Below are 24,779 nucleotides of genomic sequence, written 5' to 3'. Positions count from 1 at the left end.
CGACAGTAGCATGCAAACCCATCCTGGCAGCGAATTTCAGGCAACAAATCAAGGTGTCGAATACATGGCATTAGATTGCGGCGATCAAGCCCGTATCTTGCAATTGCAGCAGGATATTCTGCGGTTGGTGGCCCTGGGTTACGATGCCGTCGAAGTGTGTCGGCAAATTTGTTTGCTGGAAGAGCAGTTGTTGCCCAATGCGGTCGCTTCGGTGATGTTATTGGACGACGAAGGCCAACGTTTGCACGTGTTCGCGGCGCCCAGTGTTCCGGTCGAGGGCGTCGCCCAACTGAACGGTTTGCGACCTGGACCTGGTGCGGGTTCTTGCGGGAACGCGGTATTTCGGCGAGAACCGGTTTTCGTCGAAAATACCCATACCGACCCGCGTTGGGAGGACCTTCGCCAACTGGCCTGCAATTTCAACATCGGTGCCTGTTGGTCGATGCCGATACGAGGCAAGGGCGGTCGGGTGATCGGTTCGTTCGCGCTGTCCAGCTTCGAACATCGCCTGCCTAGCCCGTTCCATCACAAGTTGTTGGAAATCGGCGCTTTCATTGTCGGCATCGTGCTGGAGCAGCGCAGAGCCAATGAACAGCTGCATCTGGCCGGTAAGGTGTTCGAGTACAGTACCGAAGGGATCATGATCACCGATGCCGGCAACCGCATCGTTTCGGTCAACCGAGCATTTACCCGCATTACCGGATACGCGCTCGACCAAGTCAAGGGCAAGAATCCGTCGCTGCTATCGGCTGGACGGCACGGTCCCGCGTTTTACCAAAAAATGTGGCAAAGCTTGGCCGCCAACGGTTATTGGCAAGGCGAAATCTGGAATAAAGCCCGCGACGGTCGGGTTTATCCCGAATGGCTAAGCATTACCGCGATCAACGGCGGAGACGGAAAGCTGGGTCACTATCTGGGCATCTTTTCCGACCTCAGCGACAAGAAACGTAGTGATGAAATCATTTGGCGGCAAGCGAATTACGATGCGTTGACCGGCTTGCCGAACCGCAACCGTTTTTACGACCGTCTGGAACAAGCGATCAAAGCGGCCCTCCACAACGGAGGCCGGTTGGCGTTGCTGTTGATCGATCTGGATCATTTTAAGGAAGTCAACGACACGGTTGGCCATGCCTATGGCGACGCTCTGCTAAAGGCCGCCGGCGAGCGTTTGCAGGCTTGTGCCGGTCAAAATAGCGTATTGGCTCGGTTGGGCGGCGACGAGTTCACGTTGATCTTGCCCGACATTGCCGACAACGCATGCGTCGAGCAAACCGCGCAAACGTTTTTGGATACATTGGCCGCGCCTTTCGTGCTGGATGGGGCCGCCAGTTATCTGTCCGCCAGTATCGGTATCGCCCTGTTCCCGGACGATGCCGTCGGCATCGACGCTCTGCTGAAATATGCCGATCAGGCCATGTACGCCGCCAAGAACCAGGGGCGCAATGCCTGGCGCTATTTTACGCCAGCCCTGCAAATCGCCGCCGAACATCGTTCCAGGACTTCCAGCGATTTGCGCGAGGCCTTGGTGCGCGATCAATTTCATTTGGTTTATCAGCCTATTGTCGAGCTAGCGACCGGGCGAATTCGCAAGGCCGAGGCCTTGATCCGTTGGCAACATCCGCAACGCGGGTTCATCAGTCCGGCCGAATTCATTCCACTGGCGGAGGAAACCCGCTTGATCCGGGAGATAGGCGGCTGGGTGTTCGAGCGCGCGGTCGAACAGGTCGCGGCCTGGCAAGCCGCGTATGGCGCCGATTTTCAAATCAGCGTGAACAAGTCGCCGCTGCAATTCAAGGGTGACGAAGACTGGGTGGGGTATTTGGTCGGCTTGGGTTTATCCGGGCACAGCATCGTGGTCGAGATCACCGAAGGCTTGCTGCTGGATGCGGACGAGCAGGTTTCAAACAAACTATTGGCGTTTCGGGATGCCGGTATCCAAGTAGCGATCGACGACTTCGGTACCGGTTATTCATCGTTGTCGTATTTAAAAAAGTTCGACATCGATTACTTGAAAATCGACCAATCGTTTGTCCGTAATCTGGCGCCGGACTCCAGCGATCTGGTACTCTGCGAAGCCATCGTGACGATGGCGCACCGCTTGGGGATGCAAGTGATAGCCGAGGGCGTCGAAACTCGAGAACAGCGAGACTTGTTAAGCGCGGCCGGCTGCGATTTCGCCCAGGGCTATTGGTTTGCCAAGCCGTTGAGCGTAGCGGATTTCGAGACTATGTTGGCTAAGGTTGGCTAATTCTCGACCAACCCGGTTGGGTTCAGGCGTTTGCAAGTCTTCGACAGCGTCGAGTGAATACCGCTTATTGTTGATGTCGAAGAAAGTCGTCAAGTCGATCGCTATACTCCTCCGGAGCTATCGATAAATTCGATTGCACGGCTATACACACCACGGATGGGTCGAGTTGCAGATTTCCGGCAATGAGGTTTTCGAAATCTTGTTGACTCCAGATGCCTTGATAAATCGGAGTCGTCATTAAGCGAATATTAGCGGGTTTTAGAATCTCTTCAACATAGATGCCGTAAATGGAATATTCGGAAAACCATTCAGCCTCGAATAATACCTGTTGCCACGGTTTTTGGTGTTTATCCTGTCGATATTGAGCGTAACATTCCGATTTTAAGTTTTTATTTTATGGGGTTTGTTTGAATCGGTTTTTACTATTGTGATTCTTTCAGAGCCGGGATGGATCTGGCCGGTAAATTGACATTGAGAAAGTGTGTCTCATTTTGGTCGCATTAATTACGCTTTTCCGTGACCGGAACATCCCGGAACCCTCACGCAACTCTTTCGCGCGGCACCGAGAATAAAAAATAACCCCGTAAAAAATGCAAGGCTTTGGATTTCTTAATTTGCCGGACATTTCGAATGGGTTGGCGGAGTCATTGTTTATTATTGCTATAAGATTGAATTTATTACACCTTAGAAAAGGATGCGCTGTTAACTATGAACTTTAACGATACAGGCACATTAATCGATTGGCCGTTGGAAGACACCGATGTTATTGCCCCATTGCAGAATAAACAGGATGGCGGTTCGCGTGGAGGTGTTTATTTATGTATACCGAATTTCGAAGCGTTGCCGCCGCCGTTTGCCATCAAACATGGCGAATACCGAATTACCCCTTGTGATAACACCTTGCCGCACCGGAAAACTTTGGCTGGCACGGCCGAAACCGATTGGGGCAAGGTCGAAGTGATCACCGATTGGACGGAGCACGCCGGATTGGGCGGAAAAGTCTTGACGGTCTCCTGTCGTATTCGAGCGTTATCCGATATTGCTTGGATCCGGCCGGGGTTTCATCCCTATTTTTCGGTCTCGCCGGGCAGTGTTATCGACATCGGCGCCGAGCACATCGACATCGCGGAGATGCCGCACGATCAACTGCAAGTTCACCACGCGGCATCGTTGGCGGAGCCGGCAACAATTCGTACCGCCGATTATACCGTGGCAATGACCTGTGGTTTGTCACCGCTACGGGAAGGGCTGTGTTTGGCGTATGGCGTGTGGAGCGATAAAAGTACCGAGTATGTTTGCATCGAGCCTATCATCGGTTGTCGTTTCGGCGCGGATGGTTTACCTGCACCGTTTAGCCTAAGCGAGGGTGAGGAATTTGCGATGACATTTACAATTCACGCGGAACGATTGGGTTTTCTGAAATAGTCGCTTAATTGCTGGGAAGCGAAAAGGAAAGGCGAGTAATCGCCGCACTTTTTTGGTCGTGGCATCCAGGGCAATGTTGTCGACCGTCAAGATGAAGCCCTGGCAGGTGTTGAATTGGTGATTATAAGGCCGGTTTGAAAAGCCGAATTTAGCCTTCGAGGTTGGTTTTCATGTAGCTTACGGTAACGAATGGCTAGGCAATCGCGCAAGCAAGGTTAAACTATGTACATGCGATATGCTCGAGTAAACAGTGGATTTCTTGCCTTTCAGACGACGCCGTCTTGAAATGGCTTCTTTATGAAAAGCCTGTCAAGTTTTATTTTTAAATCACGCTGAATGAATACTAAATACAGGATTTTAAGGCTCGGCAAAGAGCATTCAAATTGCCGTGGATATATTGGGGTTGTTGTTCTAGGATGGTTTGTCTGACGGCCCAAGGGTCGTAATTGTTTTTAATTGAGATTAGCTGTTCGATCAACTCGTCTTTGGAACCGTAAATCAAAAAATTATTGGAGAATGATTTCCGGTCGCTGTCCTCGAGATAGACGCGACCGTTCGAAAGTAAGGAGTGGCGTTTAACCCAACTTGCAGCAGGGCTGGCGATATATCCACCTTGATATTGGATTTGTACGATCGGTAAGCCAAAGGCCTCTGGAAATGCGACGAAAGCGACACCCACTTGGGCGTAAATGGCTTCGATTTCGCTAAAAGTGTATTCACCTCGCAATTCCAGAGCCGGAATATTTAGGGTTTGAAGTGCTTCCAGCTGGGTCTGCCGCGCTGCAGTGTAACCTTCTCGAGGAAAATCGATCATTGCCGTCAAAGGTCGCTGTGCTAAGAAAGCCGCTTGTGGCGTGATGTCCAGACCGATTTCGAATATCGGGCGATCTGTTAATGGTTCGATGTCGTGAATGCCGCTAACCGTCAACAATCCGTCGAATATATGGTGTGCCGTAGGCCCGAATTTGTCCCGCCAAAATTGGGCGCCTTGGTAAGCGAAAACCTCGTAGAACAATAATGGTTTGTCGAGTTGTTTTAGTGGGCGGAGGATTTGTGGGCGGCCTAAGATTCCTATCGTGTCGGATACGATGATAATGTCAAAGCTACGTAAGGTGTTGGTGATGCCTTGCAAATCCGCCCAAATTGCTTTGAAACGATGCCGGGTCGATGCGCCTCGTTCAGACATCGCTTCCAATTGCGCGAGTGCATTCGGGAAGTAGCCAAACTCCACACCCAGCTTAGTTAGCATTCGGGTCAGGCTTTCGGCCAAAAATCGCGGACTACGAAAATCGTTTTTCGCTAAGATCGCTACCCGCATGACTATTCCTTAAAGTATTTGGCATTCGGATTAAAAAATGCTGTTTGGTCTATATGGCTGGGATTCGGCTGTCCCACTTTGTATTCCAGTTGGAGTCCCAATCGATGTCCGTGCGCTTCGTATCTTAACGCGTGAGGCGCACGGGAGAAAGTTTAGTACCGAGGACGATCAATCCCGCAACAGCTCATTAATCCCGGTTTTGCTACGGGTTTTCTCGTCTACTTGTTTGATGATCACCGCGCAATACAAGCTGTGGCTGCCGTCTTTGGATGGCAGGTTACCGGAAACGACCACGGAGCCGGCCGGGATGCGACCGTAGCTGACTTCACCGGTCATCCGGTTGAAGATCTTGGTGCTTTGGCCGATGTAGACACCCATCGAGACCACACAGTTGTCTTCGACGATCACGCCTTCGACGATTTCGGAGCGGGCGCCGATGAAGCAGTTATCGCCGATGATGGTCGGGTTGGCTTGCAAGGGTTCCAACACGCCGCCGATGCCGACGCCGCCGGATAAATGCACGTTTTTACCGATTTGTGCGCAAGACCCGACCGTTACCCAAGTATCGACCATCGTGCCGCTATCGACGTAAGCGCCGATGTTGACGTAGGACGGCATCAGGATCGCACCGGGTGCAATGTAGGAACCGTAACGGGCTACTGCGTTGGGCACCACGCGGACGCCGGCTTGAGCAAAATCGGCTTCGCTGTATTGACCGAATTTGGTCGGCACTTTGTCGTAATAGCGCACGTCGCCGCTCTCGATGACTTTGTTTTCGTTGATGCGGAACGACAGCAGCACGGCTTTTTTCAGCCACTGGTTGGTGACCCAGTCGCCGTCTTTTTTCTCGGCAACGCGCGCTTCGCCCTTGTCCAGCATGTTCAATGCGGTGGCGACCGCGTAGCGAACTTCCGATGAGACGGTGGACGGGCTGATTTCGGCGCGGTTTTCGAAGGCGTCGTTGATGATGGTTTCCAGGTTTGACATGGTTTTCTTAAGTTTAAGGATTAAACAAATGTAGGATATGCCGACGTAAGGAGGCGCATCGTTCGCGATACGCTTCACGTTGTTCAGCACATCCTACGCGGTGTTTTCATTGAGAAAAACTTTAATGCGTTGCGCCGCCTCGACACATTCCTCGATAGGCGCAACCAAGGCGATACGGACATGGTAGGCACCGGGATTAATGCCGCCGCTGTCGCGCGACAAATAACTTCCCGGTAACACCGTAATGTTCTGCTGGGCAAACAATTGTTTAGCAAATTCACAGTCATCAATTGGTGTCTTCAGCCAGACATAGAAGCTGGCCGGCGGCCGGCTGATCTCGCAGACGTCTTTTAAAATATCGATGAAGGCGGTGAACTTGTCGCGGTACAACTGGCGGTTGTGTTTGACGTGTTCCTCGTCGTTCCAGGCGGCGATGCTGGCGTGTTGGGTCGGCACCGGCATCGGGCAGCCGTGGTAGGTGCGGTATTTGAAATACTGTTTCAACACCTCGGCGTCGCCAGCGACGAAACCGGAGCGCAGGCCAGGCGCGTTGGAGCGCTTGGACAGGCTTTGGAAGATCACGCAGCGTTTAAAATCGATATTACCGTCTGCGTAGGCGCTTTGCAGCAGGCCTTGTGGCGGATTGGCCTCGTCGTCGTAGAGTTCGGTGTAGCACTCATCGGAGGCGATGACAAAGTCGTACTTTTCGGCCAGCGCCAGCAGTTTCAGATGGTCACTCTCGCTCAGCACCGTGCCGGTCGGATTGCCGGGCGAACAGATGAAAATCAGCTGGCAGCGCTGCCAGATCGCTTCCGGCACGCTGTCGAAATCCGGGAGATAGCTGTTTTCCTCGGTGGTGTTCAGATAATACGGTTCGGCGCCGGCCAGCAAGGCCGCACCTTCGTAGATCTGGTAGAAAGGATTGGGCATGATCACCACCGGCTTGGCGGCGGGATCGATCACAGCCTGTGCCAGTGAGAATAAGGCCTCGCGGGTGCCGTTGACCGGCAGTACCTGAGTCTCGGGATCGACGCCGCCGGCCGGAATCGCGAAGCGTCGGCAAGTCCACTCGGCAATCGCCTGACGCAATTCCGGCAAGCCCTTGGTGGTCGGATACTGGGTCAGCCCGTGCAGATGACGCAGCAGGGCTTCCTGGATGAAGTGCGGCGTGGCGTGTTTGGGTTCGCCGATAGACAGCGCAATATGGGGTTGATCGCTAGGGGACACAACGCCGTTTTTTAACGCAGCCAGCTTCTCGAACGGATAGGGGTGCAGTTGAGACAAATACGGATTCATTATTTGGTGCAGTGCGGTTGTTTGCCCTGACTTCTAGCTTGTTGCTGAAGTTGAACAGCGTGGTTCATGTGTTGGTTCAAATTGTCGATGCGGCTACCGTGCGATGGGTGCGTGGACATGAACTCGATAGGCTGGCCGCCTTGCGAGGCTTGGTCCATTTTTTTCCATAGATTGATGCTTTGGCGGGGATCGAAGCCGGCTTTAGCCATCAAATCCAAACCTATCGTATCGGCCTCGGTTTCGTGAACCCGGCTATAAGGTAGCAGCACGCCGTATTGGGCACCGACGCCGAGTAGACCCAAGGCCGTCTGGCCGAGCGCCGTCTGCGGTTGGGTAACCGCTTGAACCATCGAGAGTCCGGTACTGACCGCAGTCTCTTGCGACAAGCGTTCGTTGCTGTGGCGGGAGAGCACATGACCGATTTCGTGGCCGATTACCGCCGCCAATTGGTCTTGATTGTCGACTAGCTTGATCAGACCGGTGTGAACGCCGATCTTGTTGCCGGGCAGGGCGAACGCGTTCAGGGTTTCGTCTTCGAAGACCACGACTTCCCACTGTCCGCCGGTTTGCTGGGTCAGGTCGAGTGCAACGCATTGCGCAAACTGGTTGTAATCGGCGTTGCGGCTGATCGGATTTTTGCTCTTCATACTGTCGAAGGCTTGCAAGCCCATTTGATCGACCTGATTGTCGGGCATGTAAATGAATTGGCTCCTGCCGGTAGGACTGGTGGCGCATGCGCTCAGTAAGCCGACGAGAACGGTAAACAGGGATTTTTTCAACATGGCGAAACTTCCGCAGGATGAACAGAGCCGGCATTTTAGCCCAACCGGCGCGCTGGAGTGGCAGCTTTTTGGCCGGCAGGGTTGTTACGCGGGCTCGGGTTCCGGTCGGGGCGGGGCTTGCAAGGGCGAATGAATTCTGACGGTATTGCGACCGGCCTGCTTGGCAACATACATCGCGCGATCCGCCAGTTCCAGTACCGTGTCGATATCGAAGGCATGGGGCTGGCATTCGGCGACGCCGGCACTGATGGTAAATTGAATTGGCGCGGCATTCCCGCTCGAGAAACTCAGTTCGGCGATCGCGGCCCGCAGACGTTCGGCGATTGCGCCGGCTTCCTTGACGCCGGTTTCCGGCAGTAATACGCAAAACTCCTCGCCGCCGAAACGGGCGAATAAGTCGCGTGGCCGTAAAATCGGCATCACGGTTTCGGTCAACATGATCAAAATGCGATCGCCAACGCCGTGACCGTGATGGTCGTTAATCTGTTTGAAGTGATCGATGTCCAGTGCGATTAACGACAGCGCTCGGCCGTGCCGGTTTGCCTGTTTGAGTTCGGCGTTGGCTTGGGTCATGAAGTGGCGGCGATTGTAGGCCCCGGTCAGCGGATCGGTGGCGGCCAGCATTGCCAGTTGCTCGTTGGCCGATTTCAATTCGCGGGTGCGTTGTTCGATACGGTTTTCCAGGTCCAGATTGATCAATTCCAGTTCTCGATGGGCGTTTCGCAGAGCTTGCTCGCCGGCGACGATGTCGGTGATGTCGTGCAGAACCCCGATGAAATGGCTAACGCGCCCCGCTTCGTCCAACACCGGGTCTATCGTCATCCGGTTGTAAAACAAGCTGCCGTTCTTACGGCGATTGCGCAGCGTGCAGCGTATGCGTTGGCGTTGTTCTATCGCGCTACGCAGCGCCTGAATTTTGTGAGCATCCGCGCCAGGGTCTTGTAAGAAGCGCGGGTTTCTGCCGATCGCGTCGCGGCGTCGGTAGCCGGTGATGGCTTCGAAGCCTTTGTTGACGTAAATAATCGGGTTGTCCTGGCTGGTCGGATCGGTAATCACGATGCCGGCATACACGGTTTCGACCGCTCGGCTTAGTGCGCGCAGCCGGACGTTTTGTTGCTGCAATTCTTGTAGTAGCGCGGCGAGCGCCAACGATGAAAACGCCAAGGCCGCCAGATATTCTTGCAAGCGGAGGACATTGTCGGCTTGATTCATCGACACGAAATGGCCGCGGCCGGCAACCGTGCCGGCAATTGCGATCATAGCGATCAGTAGATTCAGGGACGCCGCGCCGCGCAGTCCGAAGCGGGCCGCGGCCCAGATCGTTAGCGGCAACATCAGGATGGGGCTGGCCGGATAACGGGTAGTCAGATAGTCCGGCAACGAGAAAACCCACAAGCCGACCAGTAACGTGGCGGCTAACAACAAGGCGGCTTCGAACGGCCTGTCGGCCGGGGGCGTGTCCCACAGATTCGATTGCACCTGTAGCCAGCCCAACAACACCGGGGTGATCGTCAGCAGTCCCAGGCTGTCGCCAAACCACCAGATACGCCATTCGCTCCAAAAAGAGACCGTGTCGGCCGAGGTCGTCACGTAAACCGCGGCGCCGAACAGGCCGGCAACCCCGCTGGCCACGATCAGAGCGAATAGGCCAAACATCGCGACTTGGCGAAGGGTGTCCAGTCTGAACGGCCAGCGGCAGGTGAGCTTAATCAAGCCGGCTGCGATCAGAGCTTCCAGAATGTTGACCGCGACGAACAACAAGGCTTGATGCAGTTGGAAGGTCGGTAGATCCGCGGCGATCTCGGCCGGTACCGCCGCTAGCGCGTAGGCGGGCCACATCCTAAGAGGGTTCAGCAAAAAACCCGCCAGCAGAAATGCGTTCGGCGGCCAGAAAATTGCGATGCCCTCGGACATGACCGAGGCTTTGACGCCCAATACCGCGCCCAAATAGTAAGCGATGCCGACGGCGACCGGTCCCCACCAGCGTCGATGATCTTGGCTGGCGGTTCCGAAAAAGGCTTGAAGTGCCGGGACGATAGTCATGGTGTGCGGATCAGCGATTCGGGCGCGTTGCGCAGTTGGAGTCTCGGGAATTGTAAGCAAATTCTTACAAGTTGCGCGAAAGTAGGGGAATATCTAACTCACAGCGGCGGTTTGTAAAGCCCATTGCAACGCGAAATCCACGGTTTGTTGGCGAATTTCGTGGCGGGTACCCTGGAAGTGTTTACGTTGGCAGCTGGCAGGTTGGCCGCTGGTTTGTAGCGAGACATACACCAAGCCAACCGGCTTATCCGGCGTGCCGCCGCCCGGGCCGGCGATGCCGGTGACCGCCAGGGCCAAATCGGCTTGACTATGGCTGAGCGCGCCGGCCACCATCGCCAGCGCGGTTTCCGGGCTGACCGCCCCGGCACCGTCCAACGTCGTTTGCGGCACTCCCAGCAACTCCGCCTTGGCGGCGTTGCTGTAGGTCACAAAACCCCTGTCGAACCATTCCGAGCTACCGGCAACCTCGGTAATGGCATGGGCAATCCCTCCGCCGGTACAGGATTCGGCGACGGCGATGCGCCAGCCTCGCCGTTTCAAAGCGGCGCCCAAACGCGCGGCGAGGGTGTCGGCGCCGTCGGTCATTGTCGGGAAATGGTCGGCTGAGCGCTATCGTTGAACGAACCGGTTTAACTCGGCAGCTTTTTAATTTCGGCGACTTTTTCGAAATCGGCGCCGACGCTGATGATGAAGCTGGTGACTTGTTCGATGCTCATCTCCGATTTAATTACTTTCGATTCATGGACGATCACCGCGAAGCCGGAGGTTGGGTTGGGCGAGGTCGGTACGAACAACACGTAGCGGTCGTCGGTTTTGTTGGTGACATAGGCCGGTACCCAAATGCCTTCCTTCGGGTACTCGACGTAAACCACTTCGCGCGGTTCCTGAAGCTGATGTCCGGCGATCATGTTGACCAGTTTTTTGGTGACCCGATAGATGGTGCTCAGCAGCGGAATCCGCTCGATCAGGTGCTCGAACATCGCGATAATCGAAAATCGGCCCAGGCTGACCCGGTGGCCGACGTAGGTAATGGTCGCGAAACTGGCGGCGAATAGTAGAAAGGTCACCAGATAGTTGTCCGAATAGCCGTAAACGAATTGAAATAAATCGGTCAGCCGGTCTTTGACGAACAGGACGATTTGGACGATGACCATGATCGGAATAAACGCCAGTACGCCGATCAGGGTGTGGTTCAGGACTTTCTTCATATTGCGCCTACCTTTTTGTAGTTATAGTTGTCAGGAAACTAAGGTTTTATCAGGTTTGTTCGAGCGATACAAACTCATCGGGTTCCCGCTAACGCCAGCGGCTGGCAATCGCCATCAACGGAAACAGTATCCCGCCGAACATCAGCAACGCGCGCAGCCCGGTTTCGCTGGCGCTGGCGTCCCAAAGGGTTAGCGAGCTGTTCAAGGACATATTGGACGGGGCCAAAAACGGAAAGAGCGACACGCCCGCCGTCAGTACCAGCATCGCCATTGCTACCGAGGCGGCCAGGGAAGCCCAATAGGCTTTATCACGGCGCGAACAGATCAGCATCGCGATACCGGCGATAAAAACCAGCGAGGGTATCGCGATCAACGAGGGTTCGTGTTCGTAATTGTCCAGCCAAAGGCCGTCGCCGCGTCTGACGAATTTGCTGAGCGGGTTGGACGGTCCGAGCGGTGCGATGTCGGTGGTGACGTGGTAGCCTTCGAGGTGCGTGATCCACAGTCCGGTCAAGGCGAATAGACTCAAAAAGGCTAAGCCCAACGGAAGGGCGAGGGCCTTGGCACGCTCGGAAATTTCCGAGTCGCCGTGCAATTGTAATTGGAGTGCGCCCAAGCTCGTGGCCGCGGCCGCCGCGACAGCGCCGACCAACATTGAAAACGGGTTGAACAAACCGCCCAAGTTGCCGAGCAGCGCGATCCGCATATCGCTTTGCAGATGAAACGGAATGCCCTTGATCAGGTTGCCTATCATCACGCCGAGCAGAAAGGTCGGCAGCAACGCCCCGAGAGACAAGCCCCTGTCCCATTTTTCCAACCAATTGGCAGGCAAACCGGCGCGGACATACAAAGCAAACGGCCTAAGCGCGAGTGGAATCAATACAAGGGGTAACAAGGTCTGAAAACTGGAAAACACCGCCGCGTAAACGCTGGGCCAGCCGAAAAACACCAGTGCGATCAACGCCGCCAGCCAAGCCAGATTGCCGGCGGTAACGGCCGCCCATTGCGCGGTTAAGGCTCGTCGTTGCGATTCGTTAGCTTTTAACGTCGGTAACAGGCTGGCGGCACCGAGTTCGACCGCGAAAGTTAGGCTGACGCCGATCGCAAACAGGCTGAGCAGCGCCCAGGCCGCTAACCGAAGAATCGAATAATCAAGCGTCATGACGATTTTCCTCCGAGATTGCGCCGAGGCCGTCGGAGACGGCTCGTTTGACCAGGATTAGCGCCAGACTCAACAAACCGCCGTATGCCAGCGCGTAAAGGCCTAGGCCGGTCGATAAATCGCTCGGGTTGCCAAGCGATACGCCCAGCCATGTCGGCAGCGCGTCGGCGATGATCCAGGGTTGGCGGCCGTATTCGGCAATAAACCAACCGGCGCCGCTGGCCAACCAAGGTAGCGGCAAGGCGTAAAAGTTGAGTTTTAATATCGCGGGGGAGCCTAGCCAGCCGAACGCGAAGGCGATACCGGCCAGAAAATTGAGAGCCAGCAATACGCCGCAGCCGACCATGACTCGGTAGCCCCAACGGATGGGCTCGGACGGCGGCACGCTGGCCCGCGCGGTTTGTTGAATCTGCGCTTCGCTGGCGCCGCTGACACCGTCTTTCCAACGTTTTAGCAATAAGGCATGGCCCAGGTCGGCCTGGGTGGCGGCGAAAGCGGCGAGTAACTGTGGTTCGCGGTGGTCATCGCGGATCGCTTGGAGCTTTTCGTAGGCGCCGATGCCGTTGAGAGTACGTCGGGCATGCTCGGCGATCAAGTCGGCGGGCGGCAGGCCGTGAATAGCCGCGAATTTGCCTACTTGTAGGCTGTTGGGTTGGAAAATGCCGGTATCGCCGAGCGCCATCGTTGCCAGCACGGCGGTCAGGCCCATCACGCCGCCTAGTCGGTGGCCCAGCGCCGCCGCCCGGCTCTCGCGGCCTTGCCGCCGCCAAAGCGCGCTAACCGACAATATCAGCCCGGCGGCGCTTGCGTAGCCAGCCAACGCCGCGTGCAGGAATTTTGCAGTCATCACCGGATTTCGAAACAAACTGGCCGGATCGGTCAATTCCAGCCGTAAGGTTTGCGGATTGAAGCCGCTGCCGACTGGGTATTGCATCCAGGCATTTGCCGCCACGAATCCCAGCAGGGCGACATGGCAACCCAGACATGCGGTCCACGCCAGCAGAGCGCGGCGGACGCCGGGCAAGCATCGCTCGCCGAACAGTAAACGGCCGGTCGCCTGAGCCGTGACGAAAAAGCCGGCGCAGGCCGTCAAAAGAGCCAAGCCGATCGTATCGCCGGCATAATGGGCAAAATACGCCCAGTGACTGCCGAATTGGCAGACCAAGATCAATGTGGTTGCCGCAGTCAGTGCCATGCAGATGCCGAACAGTTTGACCCAGAATGCGGCTAGAGCGGCATAACGGGCGTCGCGGACGGATAGCGTTTCCAGCAGGGCGAGCAGCAACGATAGTCCGAGGCTGACCGGCATGAACAGAAAATGCTGGGTTGCCGTCATCGCGAATTGGCCGCGCGATAGCTCGATAACGGTTTCCGAAATCATGTCCACCTCTTTGGCAGGGTCAAAAATGCCGGCAATTATAGAGGCATGGCGAACTTTGGCGGTGGTTTTTGTTTCCGGACTCGGCTCGCAAAAAATCGCCGGGCGCGGGCTGGTGAATGAGGGCGGTTGTTGTACACTTCTGGACAGGTGTCTTTCCGTGTCACGTTATGAAATCACAATCCGGCGTCACTGTATTCTTGAAGGTTATCGGGGTTGCCCTGCTATATGCGGCACTGGCCAAGCTGGTGTTGGCTTTTTTTTCCGACGCCAGCGGCGTCACCTTGGTCTGGTTTCCGTCCGGATTGGGCTTGGTTACAATTATCTTGGGGGGATGGCGCTTCGTTCCGGCCGTTTTTGTCGGTGCGTTGCTGGCGGGGCTGTTGGTAGACGATTCCTTGGCTATTTCCGCCGGCATTGCTGTCGGTAACACGTTGGAGTCCTGGTTGGGTGCCTGGTTTTTATCCGGCCACTCTGGCTTTTCACCAGCGCTGAAACATCCGCGCGACTTCGTCTGGTTGGGCATTGCCGCCCTGTTTAGTGCCGGATTCAGCGCGTTAATCGGGCCGATGATATTGCTGTTCGCCGGTCATGTGGCGCTGGATAGTGCGTTCGACAGTATGCTGCACTGGTGGATGGCCGATGTGTTCGGCATGGCATTGCTAACACCGTTGGTACTGATTTGGAAGGATTGGCCCTTGGATTGGTTTGCGCCCAGGCGCTTGCCTGAAACACTCGCTTTTATCGCGCTTAGCGCGGTATGTGGTCAAACGGTGTTTTTGGCGTGGTGGCCGGATCTGTTCGGCGATTTCGCCAAATCCTACTGGCCTTTTATGTTTGTCATTTGGGCGGCGGCCCGATTCGGCCGCCATGGCGTAACCTTGTTAATCACGATGACCGCAGTGCAATCCTTATGGGGCCTCGAGCACGGCGTTGGGCCGTTTGTCGGCAAGGGCGTTCAGGAAGGCTTGCTGAGCATCTGGTTTTATCTACTGATTTTCGCGGCGGTCGGGATCCCGCTCGCGTTAATGCTGTTCGACAAAGAACAGTACACGCGGGCTTTGCGGCAGAGCGAAGCCCGAATGGGATTTGCGTTGGATACCATCGGCGCTGGCGCGTGGGACTTAGATCTAGCTAGCAAGGACGTGCAGCGTACGCCAACCCATGATCGGATATTCGGGTATTCGCAAATGCGTAGGGTCTGGAGTTACCAGATGTTGCTCGATCACGTGTTGCCGGGCCATCGCGAAGCGGTGGACGCGCGTTTTCAACAAGCGATCGGAATGGCCGCCAATTGCGATATCGAATGCGAGATCCGCCGCGCGGATGGCGAAAAGCGTTGGATTCGGATCGCCGGCTGCTACCTGCCAGGTCGCCCCGCCCGGATGGCGGGAATCGTTCAGGATGTGACTGACTCCAAATTGGCCGAGGAAGACAGGCAATTGGCGATGTTGTTCTACCAAGGTTGCAGCGAGGCGATGATGATTACCGACCTCGACGGGCTTATTGTCTCGGTAAATCCGGCTTTCGCAGATGTTACCGGTTATGCGGCCGAGGAAGTCATCGGTAAAAATGCCAGGATTCTCGGTTCTGGGCGCCACGATGCGGCATTTTTTCAAGCAATGTGGGCGGCTATTCAAGCGACCGGGCAATGGCGGGGCGAAATATGGAATCGCCGGAAAAATGGCGAACTCTATGTGGAGCTGTTAACGATTAACACGATATTTGATCGCAACGGCTTGGAACTGCGGCGGATCGGGGTGTTTTTCGATATTACTCACCGCAAGCTGACTGAAGAGCAATTGTGGCAGCAGGCCAATTTCGACCCATTGACCGGTGCCGGGAATCGCCGGATGTTGTATGCCCGCTTGGATCAGGAAGTCAAAAAATCCCAACGTAGCGGTGCGCTATTGGCGTTGATGATCGTCAGTTTCGACGGTTTCAAGGAACTTAACGAAAGCCTGGGCTACGCGAAAGGCGATAGTGTGTTGCAGGAAGTGGCGCAACGTTTGGTGGGCGGCATTCGCGAAACCGATATCGTCGCCCGTTTGGACGGCGCGGAGTTTGCCGTTTTGCTGACCGAGTTGGATAAGCTCGATAGTATTGCCAAATTGGCCGGCCATTTGGCCGAGCTTTTGGCTAAACCTTATGCGGGGGTGGAGGCGACCGGCTTGTTGAATTGCCGTATCGGGATCGCGTTGAGTCCTGTCGATGCCTCGGATGCCGAAGGCTTGCAGCGCTCGGCGATTCACGCGCTACGCCGTTGCGAAGCCGGGCGTTACGCCTTCTTCAATCAATTCGCGCTTAGCGGCAACTAACACAGCCGTTGCTTGGGGAACACGCAACGAAACCGACTCCCTTTACCTAACTGGCTTTCGATTTCCAATTTGGCGTCGTGACGCACCAGCACGTGTTTTACGATGGCCAAACCCAGGCCGGTCCCGGCGATTTTCTGATTGCGTTTGACGTCGGCACGATAAAAGCGCTCGGTAATCCTGGGGATTTCGTGGTTGGCGATACCTTGGCCGAAATCCTCGACTTCCAAATACACACTACCGTCCGGCAAGTTGTCCCAGCGCACATGTACCGGCGAGCGCGGCGGCGAATACTTCAGGGCATTGCCTAGCAGATTGCTAAATGCGCCGCGCAGCTCCAGCGCATCGCCGCGCAGGTTGGCGGTACTCGCGAGGCTCAGCGTGACCCGGCGTTCGTCTTTTTCCAGCAAATCGCTCTCGTGGCAGACTTGGCCGAGCAGATCGGCAATCTGGACGCATTCGGACTTTTTAGCCTTGCTTTCTAAACGGGCGAGCAGCAGCAGATCGTCGATCAGCATTTGCATGCGCTCGGTTTGCGCCGACATGTTTTGAAACGAGCGGGTGTAAACGCTCGGACCGTTTTCCATTTCCTGCAGGGTTTCCAGATAGCCGCGTAGTACCGTCAGCGGCGTGCGCAGTTCGTGCGACACATTGGCGACGAAGTCGGTGCGCATCCGCTCGATGGCCTTTAAGTGGGTGATGTCTTGCGCCATCAGCAGACGCAAGCCGTTGCCGTAGGGCACGATACCGATTTGCAGAATCAGGTTTTCGTTGACCGGCGAGGGGATGCTGATTTTCTGTCGGTAATCCTGGTCCTTTAGGTATTGGATAAACAGCGGATGGCGGACCAGGTTCGGAATCCGATGGCCCGTATCGGACTTTTTCAAGCCCAGAAATTCGTGAGCGACCTTGTTGCTCCATTCGATTTCGCCGTAGCTGCCCAGCACGACGACGGCATCGGGCAGCGCGTCGGTGGATTTACGGAACCGGTCCAACATCTTGCCGAGCTTTTTCTTACGGCGTTTCTGACTGCGACGAATTTTATACAAGTGGTAGTAAATGTCGCCCCAAATCCCTTTGAAGTTAGTGCGTTCGCCAACGCCGCCCTGGCTTAGCCAGCGCTCCAGGCGGTTGATGCTGATGGTTTGTTTGGTCAGTAGTAGTAATGTGACGGCCAGCAGCAGTTCGGTCAGATGACCGAAGAACACACTGATCAGCAGCGTGGGGATCAATAGGCCAATGACGATATTCAGTTCGCGTTGCCAGCGCTGCATCTAACGTCAATCCGCCATCGAAAACCGGTAGCCGAAGCCGCGCACGGTTTGGATCAGTTCTTCCCGGCCGTAGGTCGCCAAAATTTTGCGCAATCGGCGGATGTGCACGTCGACGGTGCGCTCTTCGATATAGACGCTTCGGCCCCAGACCTGGTCCAGCAAATGCGTGCGGCTGTAGACCTTGTCGGGATTGGTCATGAAAAATTGCATCAGCCTGAATTCGGTGGGACTGACTTCCAAACTGCGGCCGCCGATCATCAAGCGATGTTGTTCGGTGTCCAGCGTTAGATCGCCAACGCTGAGTTGGCCGGATTCCGACAATTTGCCGCTGCGCCGCATCACCGCCTTGATTCGAGCAACCAATTCTTTCGGGGAGAAGGGTTTGGTGACGTAATCGTCCGCGCCGATTTCCAGGCCGCGGATTTTGTCTTCTTCTTCGCTACGGGCAGTCAGCAGAATGATGGGAAGTTCCTTGAAGCCCGGCTCGTTTTTCAAGCGCTTGGCCAGTTCGACGCCGCTAATGCCGGGTAGCATCCAGTCCAGCACGATCAAATCCACCCGGTTGTCGGCCAGGGCTTGCATGGCTTGTTCGGCACTGCCGGCGGAGATGACTTGAAATTCGGCTTGTTCCAGCACCATGGCCAGCATTTCCCTGATAGCTTCTTCATCTTCGACAACCAGGATGTTCAAGTTGGGCATATAGGTTCCATAAAAGGCTAGGTAGCAACGACTTAGCTAATCTAGCAGCGATATATTACCTGTTTGTGACAAAAAATATCGACCGGCGCGGTAAGGGGCCAGCCGAGCGCGGCCTTGGCGGAGGATGGCGGAGGCTTTAGCTGGGCGGGTTGGCGGCCATCACGCCCAGTACATCCAGAACCCGGCAACAATAGCCGAACTCATTGTCGTGCATCAGGGCCAGACCCAGGTGACGACGGTTGCCGAGGCTTAAATGCTTCATCAGGACGATCGCCGAATAGGGGCTAGCCAGGTAGTCGATGCTGGCTTTTTGGTGCCCCCACGCGCCGTATTCGCAAGAGAGGATTCCAGACAGGCGATTGTTCGAATACTCGCAAAGCAGGCTGGCGACTTCTTCCGGAGTGGAATCCCTGGCCAAGACCGCCGCGATGTCGATCACCGAGACGATGGCGGTCGGTACTCTGTAGGACAGGGCTTCCAGCTTCCCGGCCAACCGAGGCAGCACCAGTTCGGTCGATTTGGCCACGTTGGTGGCGGTGGGAACGATGGATACCGCGCAGGCCCGGCCGAGTTGCGAAGAAGGGTGGTAGCCGTCCAGGACTTTTTGGTCCGACAATTCCGGGTGGATCGTGACGATACGGGCGTAGTCGATGCCGATGTGGCGGTCGAGAATGTCGCAAATCGGCACCATGGCGTTGCCGGTGCAGGTGCTGGCGGAAACGACATGGTGACGCGCCGGATCGTAATCGTCTTGGTTGACTCCGTAAACCAGACTGAGGTCGCAACCCGCCACGTTCCAGGTGCAGAGGATTTTTTTGGCGACGCGCTGATCGAGCAAGGCTCGGAAGTCGCCGATCGCCGCGGTACCGGTGGCGTCGAACAACACGTCCAGGTCAAAGGGCCGCAGCATGCCGAAGCTGTCGTTCTCCGGCGGCCGACGGCGGCGATCGACGCGTTGATAGCGTATCCGCTGCTCGCCCAACAGCAAGTCGGTACCGTCGTGGTCGACCGCGAACGGCGGCCGGCCGTAGGTACTGTCGTGGGCGATCAGGTAAGCAACGTGGTCGATCGGCATCACGTCGCAGATCACACGTATGTCGAAGCGACCCGCGGGGTCGTTCAGAAAATTGTTGCGAAGCACACCGCCGCCGATGCGACCGAGTCCGACGATACCGATGCGTAAGCTCATCGTTCCGAACCTCCGGCGTCGTGCGCGAGGAAGAGGGCAAACGTCGGTCGCGCACTACGAGGTGTGATACTTGGATTCATGGCGGTGGCTTGATTGTTATTGTTGATATGCAAGCCAGATTGAAGCTAGAGCAAGCCGTCGATTTAGTCAAGCCGAAGGCCGGGCGGATAGTCGAAACCCGGTCGGGACGGGCCGGTTGCCGGAAATAGTTCCGGACCGGCCCTTGGCGTCATTTGGCGAAAGTTAGCCCGTCGGCGGCGCGATCGACCTTGACGGTGTCGCCGGGTAGGTAGCGCCCGGACAAAATTTCGTTGGCCAGTCGGTTTTCCAGCTGGCGTTGAATTGCCCGTTTCAGTGGCCGCGCGCCGTAAACCGGATCGAAGCCGGCTTCGCCGAGCAAATCCAGCGCGGTTTCGCTGATGTCCAGGTCAATATCCTTTTCGGCTAAACGGTTTCGCAGCAGGTCGATTTGAATTTTGCAGATCGCGCGAATTTGGCCCTGGCCGAGCGGATGGAACACCACGGCTTCATCGACTCGGTTGATGAATTCCGGCCGAAAATGCTGGCCGACGATGTCCATTACCGCGTCTTTCATGTCGCCGTAGTTCTCCTCGCCAGCTAGCTCTTGGATGACCTGCGAACCCAGGTTGGATGTCATCACCACCACGGTGTTTTTAAAATCCACCGTGCGGCCCTGACCATCGGTCAGGCGGCCATCGTCCAGTACCTGCAGCAGCACATTGAACACGTCGGCATGGGCTTTCTCGATTTCGTCGAGCAGAATTACCGAGTAAGGCTTGCGGCGCACCGCCTCGGTCAAATAGCCGCCTTCTTCGTAGCCGACATAGCCCGGCGGGGCGCCTATCAAGCGGGCCACCGAATGTTTCTCCATGAACTCGGACATGTCGATGCGGACCATCGCTTCTTCGGTGTCGAACATAAACTCGGCCAAGGCCTTGCACAATTCGGTTTTGCCGACGCCGGTCGGTCCCAAGAACAAAAAGGACCCGTTGGGCCGGTTCGGATCGGACAATCCTGCCCGCGAGCGGCGGATCGCGTTGCTGACCGCTTTCAGGGCTTCGGTCTGACCGATCACGCGTTTGGCCAATTCGTCTTCCATCCGCAATAGCTTTTCGCGCTCGCCTTCCATCATTTTCGAAACCGGAATGCCGGTCCATTTGGAGACAACCTCGGCGATTTCTTCTTCGGTGACCTTGCTGCGCAACAGCGTGGTCTCCTGCATTTCGGCTTGCGACGCCAGATCCAGTTCCTTTTCCAGTTTGGGAATGTCGCCGTACTGCAGTTCGGACATCCTCGCGTAATCTTGAGCGCGGCGGGCGGCTTCCAACTCCAGTCTGGCGTGTTCCAGTCTTTCCTTGATCGTGGCGGTGCCTTGCAGCGCGGCTTTTTCGGCTTTCCAGATTTCATCCAAATCGGAATATTCCTTTTCCAGTTCGCCGATCTCGTCCTGCAAGGTCTCCAGACGTTTTTTCGAGGCGGCGTCGGTTTCGTTTTTCAAGGCCTCGCGTTCGATCTTGAGCTGGATCAGGCGCCGGTCGAGTTTATCCATCGCTTCCGGTTTGGAATCCATTTCCATCCGAATCCGGCTGGCGGCTTCGTCGATCAAATCGATGGCCTTGTCCGGCAGTTGCCGGTCGGAAATGTAGCGGTGCGACAGCATCGCCGCCGCGACGATGGCCGGGTCGGTGATGTCGACGCTGTGGTGGATTTCGTAGCGTTCCTTCAAACCGCGCAAGATGGCGATGGTGTCTTCGACGTTGGGTTCGTCGACCAAGACTTTTTGGAATCGGCGTTCCAGCGCGGCGTCTTTTTCGATGTATTGGCGGTATTCGTCTAGCGTGGTGGCGCCGACGCAATGCAGTTCGCCGCGTGCCAGGGCCGGCTTGAGCATATTGCCTGCATCCATCGCGCCTTCGGCCTTGCCGGCGCCGACCATGGTGTGCAGTTCGTCGATGAACAGAATGACCTGGCCTTCGAGTTTGGCGATGTCGTTGAGCACCGCTTTCAGGCGTTCCTCGAATTCGCCCCGAAACTTGGCGCCGGCGATCAGCGCGGCCATGTCCAACGACAGCAATTGCTTACCTTTGATGCCTTCCGGCACTTCGCCGTTGACGATGCGCTGGGCTAGGCCTTCGACGATGGCCGTCTTACCGACGCCGGGTTCGCCGATCAGCACCGGGTTGTTTTTGGTACGGCGTTGTAGAACCTGGATGGTGCGGCGGATTTCGTCGTCGCGGCCGATCACTGGATCGAGTTTGCCTTGCTCGGCGCGTTCGGTCAGATTGATCGTGTATTTTTTCAGAGCCTGGCGTTGATCTTCGGCATTGGCGTCGTTAACGGCTTGGCCGCCGCGCAGATTTTCGACGGCTTTTTCGACGGCCGGCGCGGTTACGCCGGCGCGTTTCAGCAAGTTTTGTAGCGCGCCGCCGCCTTCCAGCGCCGCCAACAAGAACAATTCGCTGGAGATGTAGGCGTCTTTACGTTTTTGCGCCAATTTGTCGGTCAGGTTGAGCGTCCGCGACAGTTCGTTGGAAATTTGCACGTCGCCGCCCGCGCCGGAAACGCTGGCGAGCCGGTCGATTTCCTTCAGCAGATCGCCGCGAAACGTATTGACCTGCACGCCAATCTGTTGCAGCAAAGGTTTAATGCTGCCGCCTTCCTGGTCCAGCAAGGCCAGCATGACGTGCAGCGGTTCGATGAACTGATGATCCTTGCCCAAAGCCAAGCTTTGAGCGTCCCCGAGCGCTTGCTGGAATTTGCTGGTGAGTTTGTCCATACGCATGGTAGGTACCTCGATTGTAATGATGTTGCCGCTGAGATGGGGCGGTGGACGAGCGATTTCAAGCGGCTATATATTAAAAATCGCTAATATTTTGAATGGCCGGCCGGTGATGGCGGCGTGGTCGTGCTCAGTGGTCATGCCGAATAAATCACAGTACAATGCCGAGACTCGATTCGCCGAAATGACGTGGCTCGACGGGTGAAATCCGTGAGCGCGGCGGTTTGTTCGGGTAAATTTTGGTTTTAATTCGTAGGAGTTTTTGTATGGCAACAGGCACTGTAAAGTGGTTCAACAACACCAAAGGGTTTGGGTTTATCGAGCCTTCCGAAGGTAAGGAAGATGTTTTCGTCCACCATTCGGTGATCTTGGGCGAAGGGTTTAAGACTCTGTCCCCTGGGCAATCGGTGGAATTTGAAATTGAATCCGGTCCCAAAGGTCTGACTGCCGCCAACGTTCAGCCGAAATAATTCAGTTTCGGAAGAATCGAAACAGGCTCTTGTTCGCAAGGGCCTTTTTTTTGTCAATCGTTAATAGTCTATTTCAAAATCTCGAATTTTAACACAGTTATAATAAAGCTTCACTTCTCCCGGAGGACCGCATGGCCCGCGAATTTTCTACGTTAAGGCAGTTGGATATCCCCGTTAAGGTGTTGTTTACCGGTTATTTGACAACGGTCGCGGTGGGTTATCTGGTCGCGCTGATCCAGATTCTGTTTACGCACGGTTTGGCCGACGGCAAGTTCGGCTTGTCGATAGACGACATCGTTTACAGTTACTACGGGAATCGGTCCGGCACGATGCTGGAGACGAAATTGAACGGCTCGATGAAGGACAATGCCTCCGAGAAAGAGCGGTTCGCCATCATCCAATGGGTGCGGGACGGTGCCGACAAGGATGATTTTGTCGATGACGGTATCGATAAAATCATCGAGAGCCGCTGTGTGATGTGCCACAACAAAGAGGCTTCGCTGCCGGACTTTAGCGACTTCAACGTCTTAAAGGAATTGGCCAAGGAAGACGAAGGCGCCACGTTCACGTCGCTGACCAGGGTGTCGCATATCCACTTGTTCGGCATTAGCTTTATCTTTATGTTGGTCGGACTAATCTTTAGCTTTTCCGAGACCAGTACGCTGAAATACAAGTCGATCGCGATCGGCATGCCCTATGTGTTTCTGCTGGTGGATATTTTGTCGTGGTGGTTGACTAAGCTCAATCCGATGTTTGCCTGGCTGGTGATATTTGCCGGTGCCGGCATGGCCATCTCTTTTGGGTTTATGTGGTTGGTTTCGGTGTTGGAAATGTGGGCGTACAACCAAGTGTTTGTCGATAGCCAAGGCGAGCCCAAGCCGCAATGGAGTAGGATTGTCGAAGCCAAATTCAAGCAACTGGGTGGCGACCGCGCGGTGGAACGCGCGATGAGCGGGTTGATTCGGTTGGTCGGTTACGCTTGGCGGCTGTTCAATCAGCACGGCTTGCCGGTTTTACTGGACGTTTACAAAAAACTGTTCGATAGGTCCCGTAGCTGACTTTGTGATCGTCATTGGATAAACCACCGGAAATTCAAGTTTCCGCCTAGGCGGCCGCTATGACTAGCGGTATGATGCAAACTTGATTTGCAGGAGGTACGCCATGATTAGCAATGTACTGAATAGTGCCACCAACCTGATCAGCAACGCCCAGCAGAAAGCGGCCTCGGCCGCTCAAACCATCGCTACGTTGCCTGTCCAAAAAGACGAAGTCGGCGGCTCGCAAGATATCGCGCCGACCGAATTGTTTAAACCTATCGTCAGTTTGAAGGAAGCCGAGCTGGAGAATTCCGCAGGCGTCAAATTACTGAAGACCCACGAAAAAATGGTCGGGGCGCTCCTCGACGTCAAGGCCTAAAGGCTGACGCCGACATCGTAGCCCAGAGCTTCGATGTCGGCGGCAAAACTCGTCATTTCACTTAAATCGGCGCCTCTCAACTCACCTGCCTCCGGTTGCAACGACGGTCGGGCCAGACTGTACAACAGTATTTTCGCGATTTTAATGTTTCTGGATTTCAGTGCCGCCAGCAAGGCCAAATACGCGGCTTTTTCGGCGTCTGACCAAGCCTGTCGATAATGCAAAATACAGGTTTGCAATTTGGTTGGGCATAAATCGCTGGCGATTTGCAGATGTTCGATCAGCTTGGCTTGACTCAATTTGGCGTGGTTCAGCAAGTTTCGGCCAGCGCTAGTGGCACTGTCCAGCTTGAACCAAAGCTCGCCGCCGCAATTCGCCAATTCGGCCAGTCCGGCTTGGACAGGTTTTTGATGTACCAGACTGCCGTTGCTGATCAATACCAAGTTGCCGGTCGGCAATATGCCGCTTTCCAGGCCGATTTCCCCTATCAGGCGGATGGCTCGGTCGAAGGATTTTAGACTGGTCGGCTCGCCGTTGCCGGAAATCGCAATGTCCTTGACGACGCGCTGTTCGGCGGCGACATCGTAAGCATCGAAAAAGTCGCCACGTAACACCCACTCCAAAAAGCCCCGCAATTCCCGTTCGAGTACCTCGAAATCCAGGGTGGGCGCGGCCCCGCGTTTCAGGTTGGGGACTTGGCAATACACGCAACGCCAGTTGCAAGCGTTATTGGGGTTGAAGTTGATGCCTATCGATAGCCCGCCCGCCC

20 protein-coding genes are annotated in these 24,779 nt (G+C 55.6%); 6 read left to right on the top strand and 14 right to left on the bottom strand.

Going from position 1 to position 24,779, the window contains the following annotated elements; all coding sequences use genetic code 11:
* Nucleotides 1–10 precede the first annotated feature (10 nt).
* The gene (locus A1355_RS19740) at nucleotides 11–2,248 is read left to right on the top strand and encodes a putative bifunctional diguanylate cyclase/phosphodiesterase (protein WP_064030999.1); all 2,238 of its coding nucleotides are present in this window, start codon (nucleotides 11–13) and stop codon (nucleotides 2,246–2,248) included.
* Nucleotides 2,249–2,956: 708 nt separating this feature from the next.
* Complete coding sequence (locus A1355_RS19735) at nucleotides 2,957–3,673, top strand: hypothetical protein (RefSeq protein ID WP_064030998.1); 717 nt, start codon at nucleotides 2,957–2,959, stop codon at nucleotides 3,671–3,673.
* Nucleotides 3,674–4,016: 343 nt separating this feature from the next.
* Here A1355_RS19735 and A1355_RS19730 read toward each other — a convergent pair whose 3' ends face one another.
* The 9 genes from A1355_RS19730 to A1355_RS19690 all read right to left on the bottom strand — a co-directional run bounded on the left by A1355_RS19730 (nucleotide 4,017) and on the right by A1355_RS19690 (nucleotide 13,850).
* On the bottom strand, nucleotides 4,017–4,991 hold the full coding sequence (locus A1355_RS19730; RefSeq protein WP_064030997.1) for a hypothetical protein: 975 nt from the start codon (nucleotides 4,989–4,991) through the stop codon (nucleotides 4,017–4,019).
* Between the two features lie 168 nt (nucleotides 4,992–5,159).
* Complete coding sequence (dapD, locus tag A1355_RS19725; protein ID WP_064031011.1) at nucleotides 5,160–5,978, bottom strand: 2,3,4,5-tetrahydropyridine-2,6-dicarboxylate N-succinyltransferase; 819 nt, start codon at nucleotides 5,976–5,978, stop codon at nucleotides 5,160–5,162.
* A 93-nt stretch (nucleotides 5,979–6,071) separates the two neighbouring features.
* Nucleotides 6,072–7,274, bottom strand: coding sequence for a succinyldiaminopimelate transaminase (dapC, locus tag A1355_RS19720; protein ID WP_064030996.1), 1,203 nt, complete (start codon nucleotides 7,272–7,274; stop codon nucleotides 6,072–6,074).
* A complete protein-coding gene (locus A1355_RS19715; protein ID WP_064030995.1) occupies nucleotides 7,274–8,056 on the bottom strand; it encodes a M48 family metallopeptidase in 783 nt (260 codons plus the stop codon). Before A1355_RS19715 ends, dapC begins: the two co-directional genes overlap by 1 nt.
* 84 nt (nucleotides 8,057–8,140) lie before the next feature.
* On the bottom strand, nucleotides 8,141–10,099 hold the full coding sequence (locus A1355_RS19710; RefSeq protein WP_064030994.1) for a diguanylate cyclase: 1,959 nt from the start codon (nucleotides 10,097–10,099) through the stop codon (nucleotides 8,141–8,143).
* Nucleotides 10,100–10,192: 93 nt separating this feature from the next.
* Complete coding sequence (locus tag A1355_RS19705; protein ID WP_064030993.1) at nucleotides 10,193–10,684, bottom strand: CinA family protein; 492 nt, start codon at nucleotides 10,682–10,684, stop codon at nucleotides 10,193–10,195.
* Between the two features lie 44 nt (nucleotides 10,685–10,728).
* On the bottom strand, nucleotides 10,729–11,307 hold the full coding sequence (locus tag A1355_RS19700; protein ID WP_064030992.1) for a DUF502 domain-containing protein: 579 nt from the start codon (nucleotides 11,305–11,307) through the stop codon (nucleotides 10,729–10,731).
* 88 nt (nucleotides 11,308–11,395) lie between these two features.
* On the bottom strand, nucleotides 11,396–12,469 hold the full coding sequence (cydB, locus tag A1355_RS19695; protein ID WP_064030991.1) for a cytochrome d ubiquinol oxidase subunit II: 1,074 nt from the start codon (nucleotides 12,467–12,469) through the stop codon (nucleotides 11,396–11,398).
* Complete coding sequence (locus A1355_RS19690; RefSeq protein WP_064030990.1) at nucleotides 12,459–13,850, bottom strand: cytochrome ubiquinol oxidase subunit I; 1,392 nt, start codon at nucleotides 13,848–13,850, stop codon at nucleotides 12,459–12,461. The genes cydB and A1355_RS19690 overlap by 11 nt, the downstream gene beginning before the upstream one ends.
* A gap of 167 nt (nucleotides 13,851–14,017) precedes the next feature.
* Here A1355_RS19690 and A1355_RS19685 point away from each other — a divergent pair, with 167 nt between their 5' ends.
* Complete coding sequence (locus A1355_RS19685; protein WP_064030989.1) at nucleotides 14,018–16,165, top strand: sensor domain-containing diguanylate cyclase; 2,148 nt, start codon at nucleotides 14,018–14,020, stop codon at nucleotides 16,163–16,165.
* Here A1355_RS19685 and phoR read toward each other — a convergent pair.
* The 4 genes from phoR to clpB form a co-directional block, all read right to left on the bottom strand.
* On the bottom strand, nucleotides 16,162–17,436 hold the full coding sequence (phoR, locus tag A1355_RS19680) for a phosphate regulon sensor histidine kinase PhoR (RefSeq protein ID WP_064030988.1): 1,275 nt from the start codon (nucleotides 17,434–17,436) through the stop codon (nucleotides 16,162–16,164). The genes A1355_RS19685 and phoR overlap by 4 nt on opposite strands.
* Nucleotides 17,437–17,442: 6 nt before the next feature.
* Nucleotides 17,443–18,135 carry a phosphate regulon transcriptional regulator PhoB gene (gene phoB / locus A1355_RS19675; RefSeq protein WP_064030987.1) on the bottom strand — a complete coding sequence of 231 codons (693 nt, stop codon included), beginning with the start codon at nucleotides 18,133–18,135 and terminating at the stop codon, nucleotides 17,443–17,445.
* A gap of 136 nt (nucleotides 18,136–18,271) precedes the next feature.
* On the bottom strand, nucleotides 18,272–19,324 hold the full coding sequence (locus tag A1355_RS19670) for a glyceraldehyde 3-phosphate dehydrogenase NAD-binding domain-containing protein (RefSeq protein WP_064030986.1): 1,053 nt from the start codon (nucleotides 19,322–19,324) through the stop codon (nucleotides 18,272–18,274).
* A gap of 229 nt (nucleotides 19,325–19,553) precedes the next feature.
* Nucleotides 19,554–22,127: an ATP-dependent chaperone ClpB gene (gene clpB / locus A1355_RS19665; protein WP_064030985.1), complete on the bottom strand. Its 2,574-nt coding sequence runs from the start codon at nucleotides 22,125–22,127 to the stop codon at nucleotides 19,554–19,556.
* A gap of 263 nt (nucleotides 22,128–22,390) precedes the next feature.
* Here clpB and A1355_RS19655 point away from each other — a divergent pair, with 263 nt between their 5' ends.
* From A1355_RS19655 to A1355_RS19645, 3 genes are all read left to right on the top strand, one after another.
* A complete protein-coding gene (locus tag A1355_RS19655) occupies nucleotides 22,391–22,594 on the top strand; it encodes a cold-shock protein (protein ID WP_064030983.1) in 204 nt (67 codons plus the stop codon).
* Nucleotides 22,595–22,725: 131 nt separating this feature from the next.
* Complete coding sequence (locus tag A1355_RS19650; RefSeq protein WP_064030982.1) at nucleotides 22,726–23,652, top strand: hypothetical protein; 927 nt, start codon at nucleotides 22,726–22,728, stop codon at nucleotides 23,650–23,652.
* Between the two features lie 103 nt (nucleotides 23,653–23,755).
* Entirely contained in the window at nucleotides 23,756–24,010 is a 255-nt protein-coding gene (locus A1355_RS19645; RefSeq protein WP_064030981.1) for a hypothetical protein, read from the top strand.
* Here the strand turns inward: A1355_RS19645 and A1355_RS25815 are convergent.
* On the bottom strand, nucleotides 24,007–24,779 hold a 773-nt coding region (locus A1355_RS25815), incomplete at its 5' end, for a radical SAM protein (RefSeq protein ID WP_231883735.1). The genes A1355_RS19645 and A1355_RS25815 overlap by 4 nt on opposite strands.

The organism is Methylomonas koyamae, from assembly GCF_001644025.1.
In the GTDB taxonomy this organism is placed as follows: domain Bacteria; phylum Pseudomonadota; class Gammaproteobacteria; order Methylococcales; family Methylomonadaceae; genus Methylomonas; species Methylomonas koyamae_A.
The sequence above is the reverse complement of the archived record's forward strand: the minus strand, read 5'-3'. Positions and strand labels throughout refer to the sequence as shown.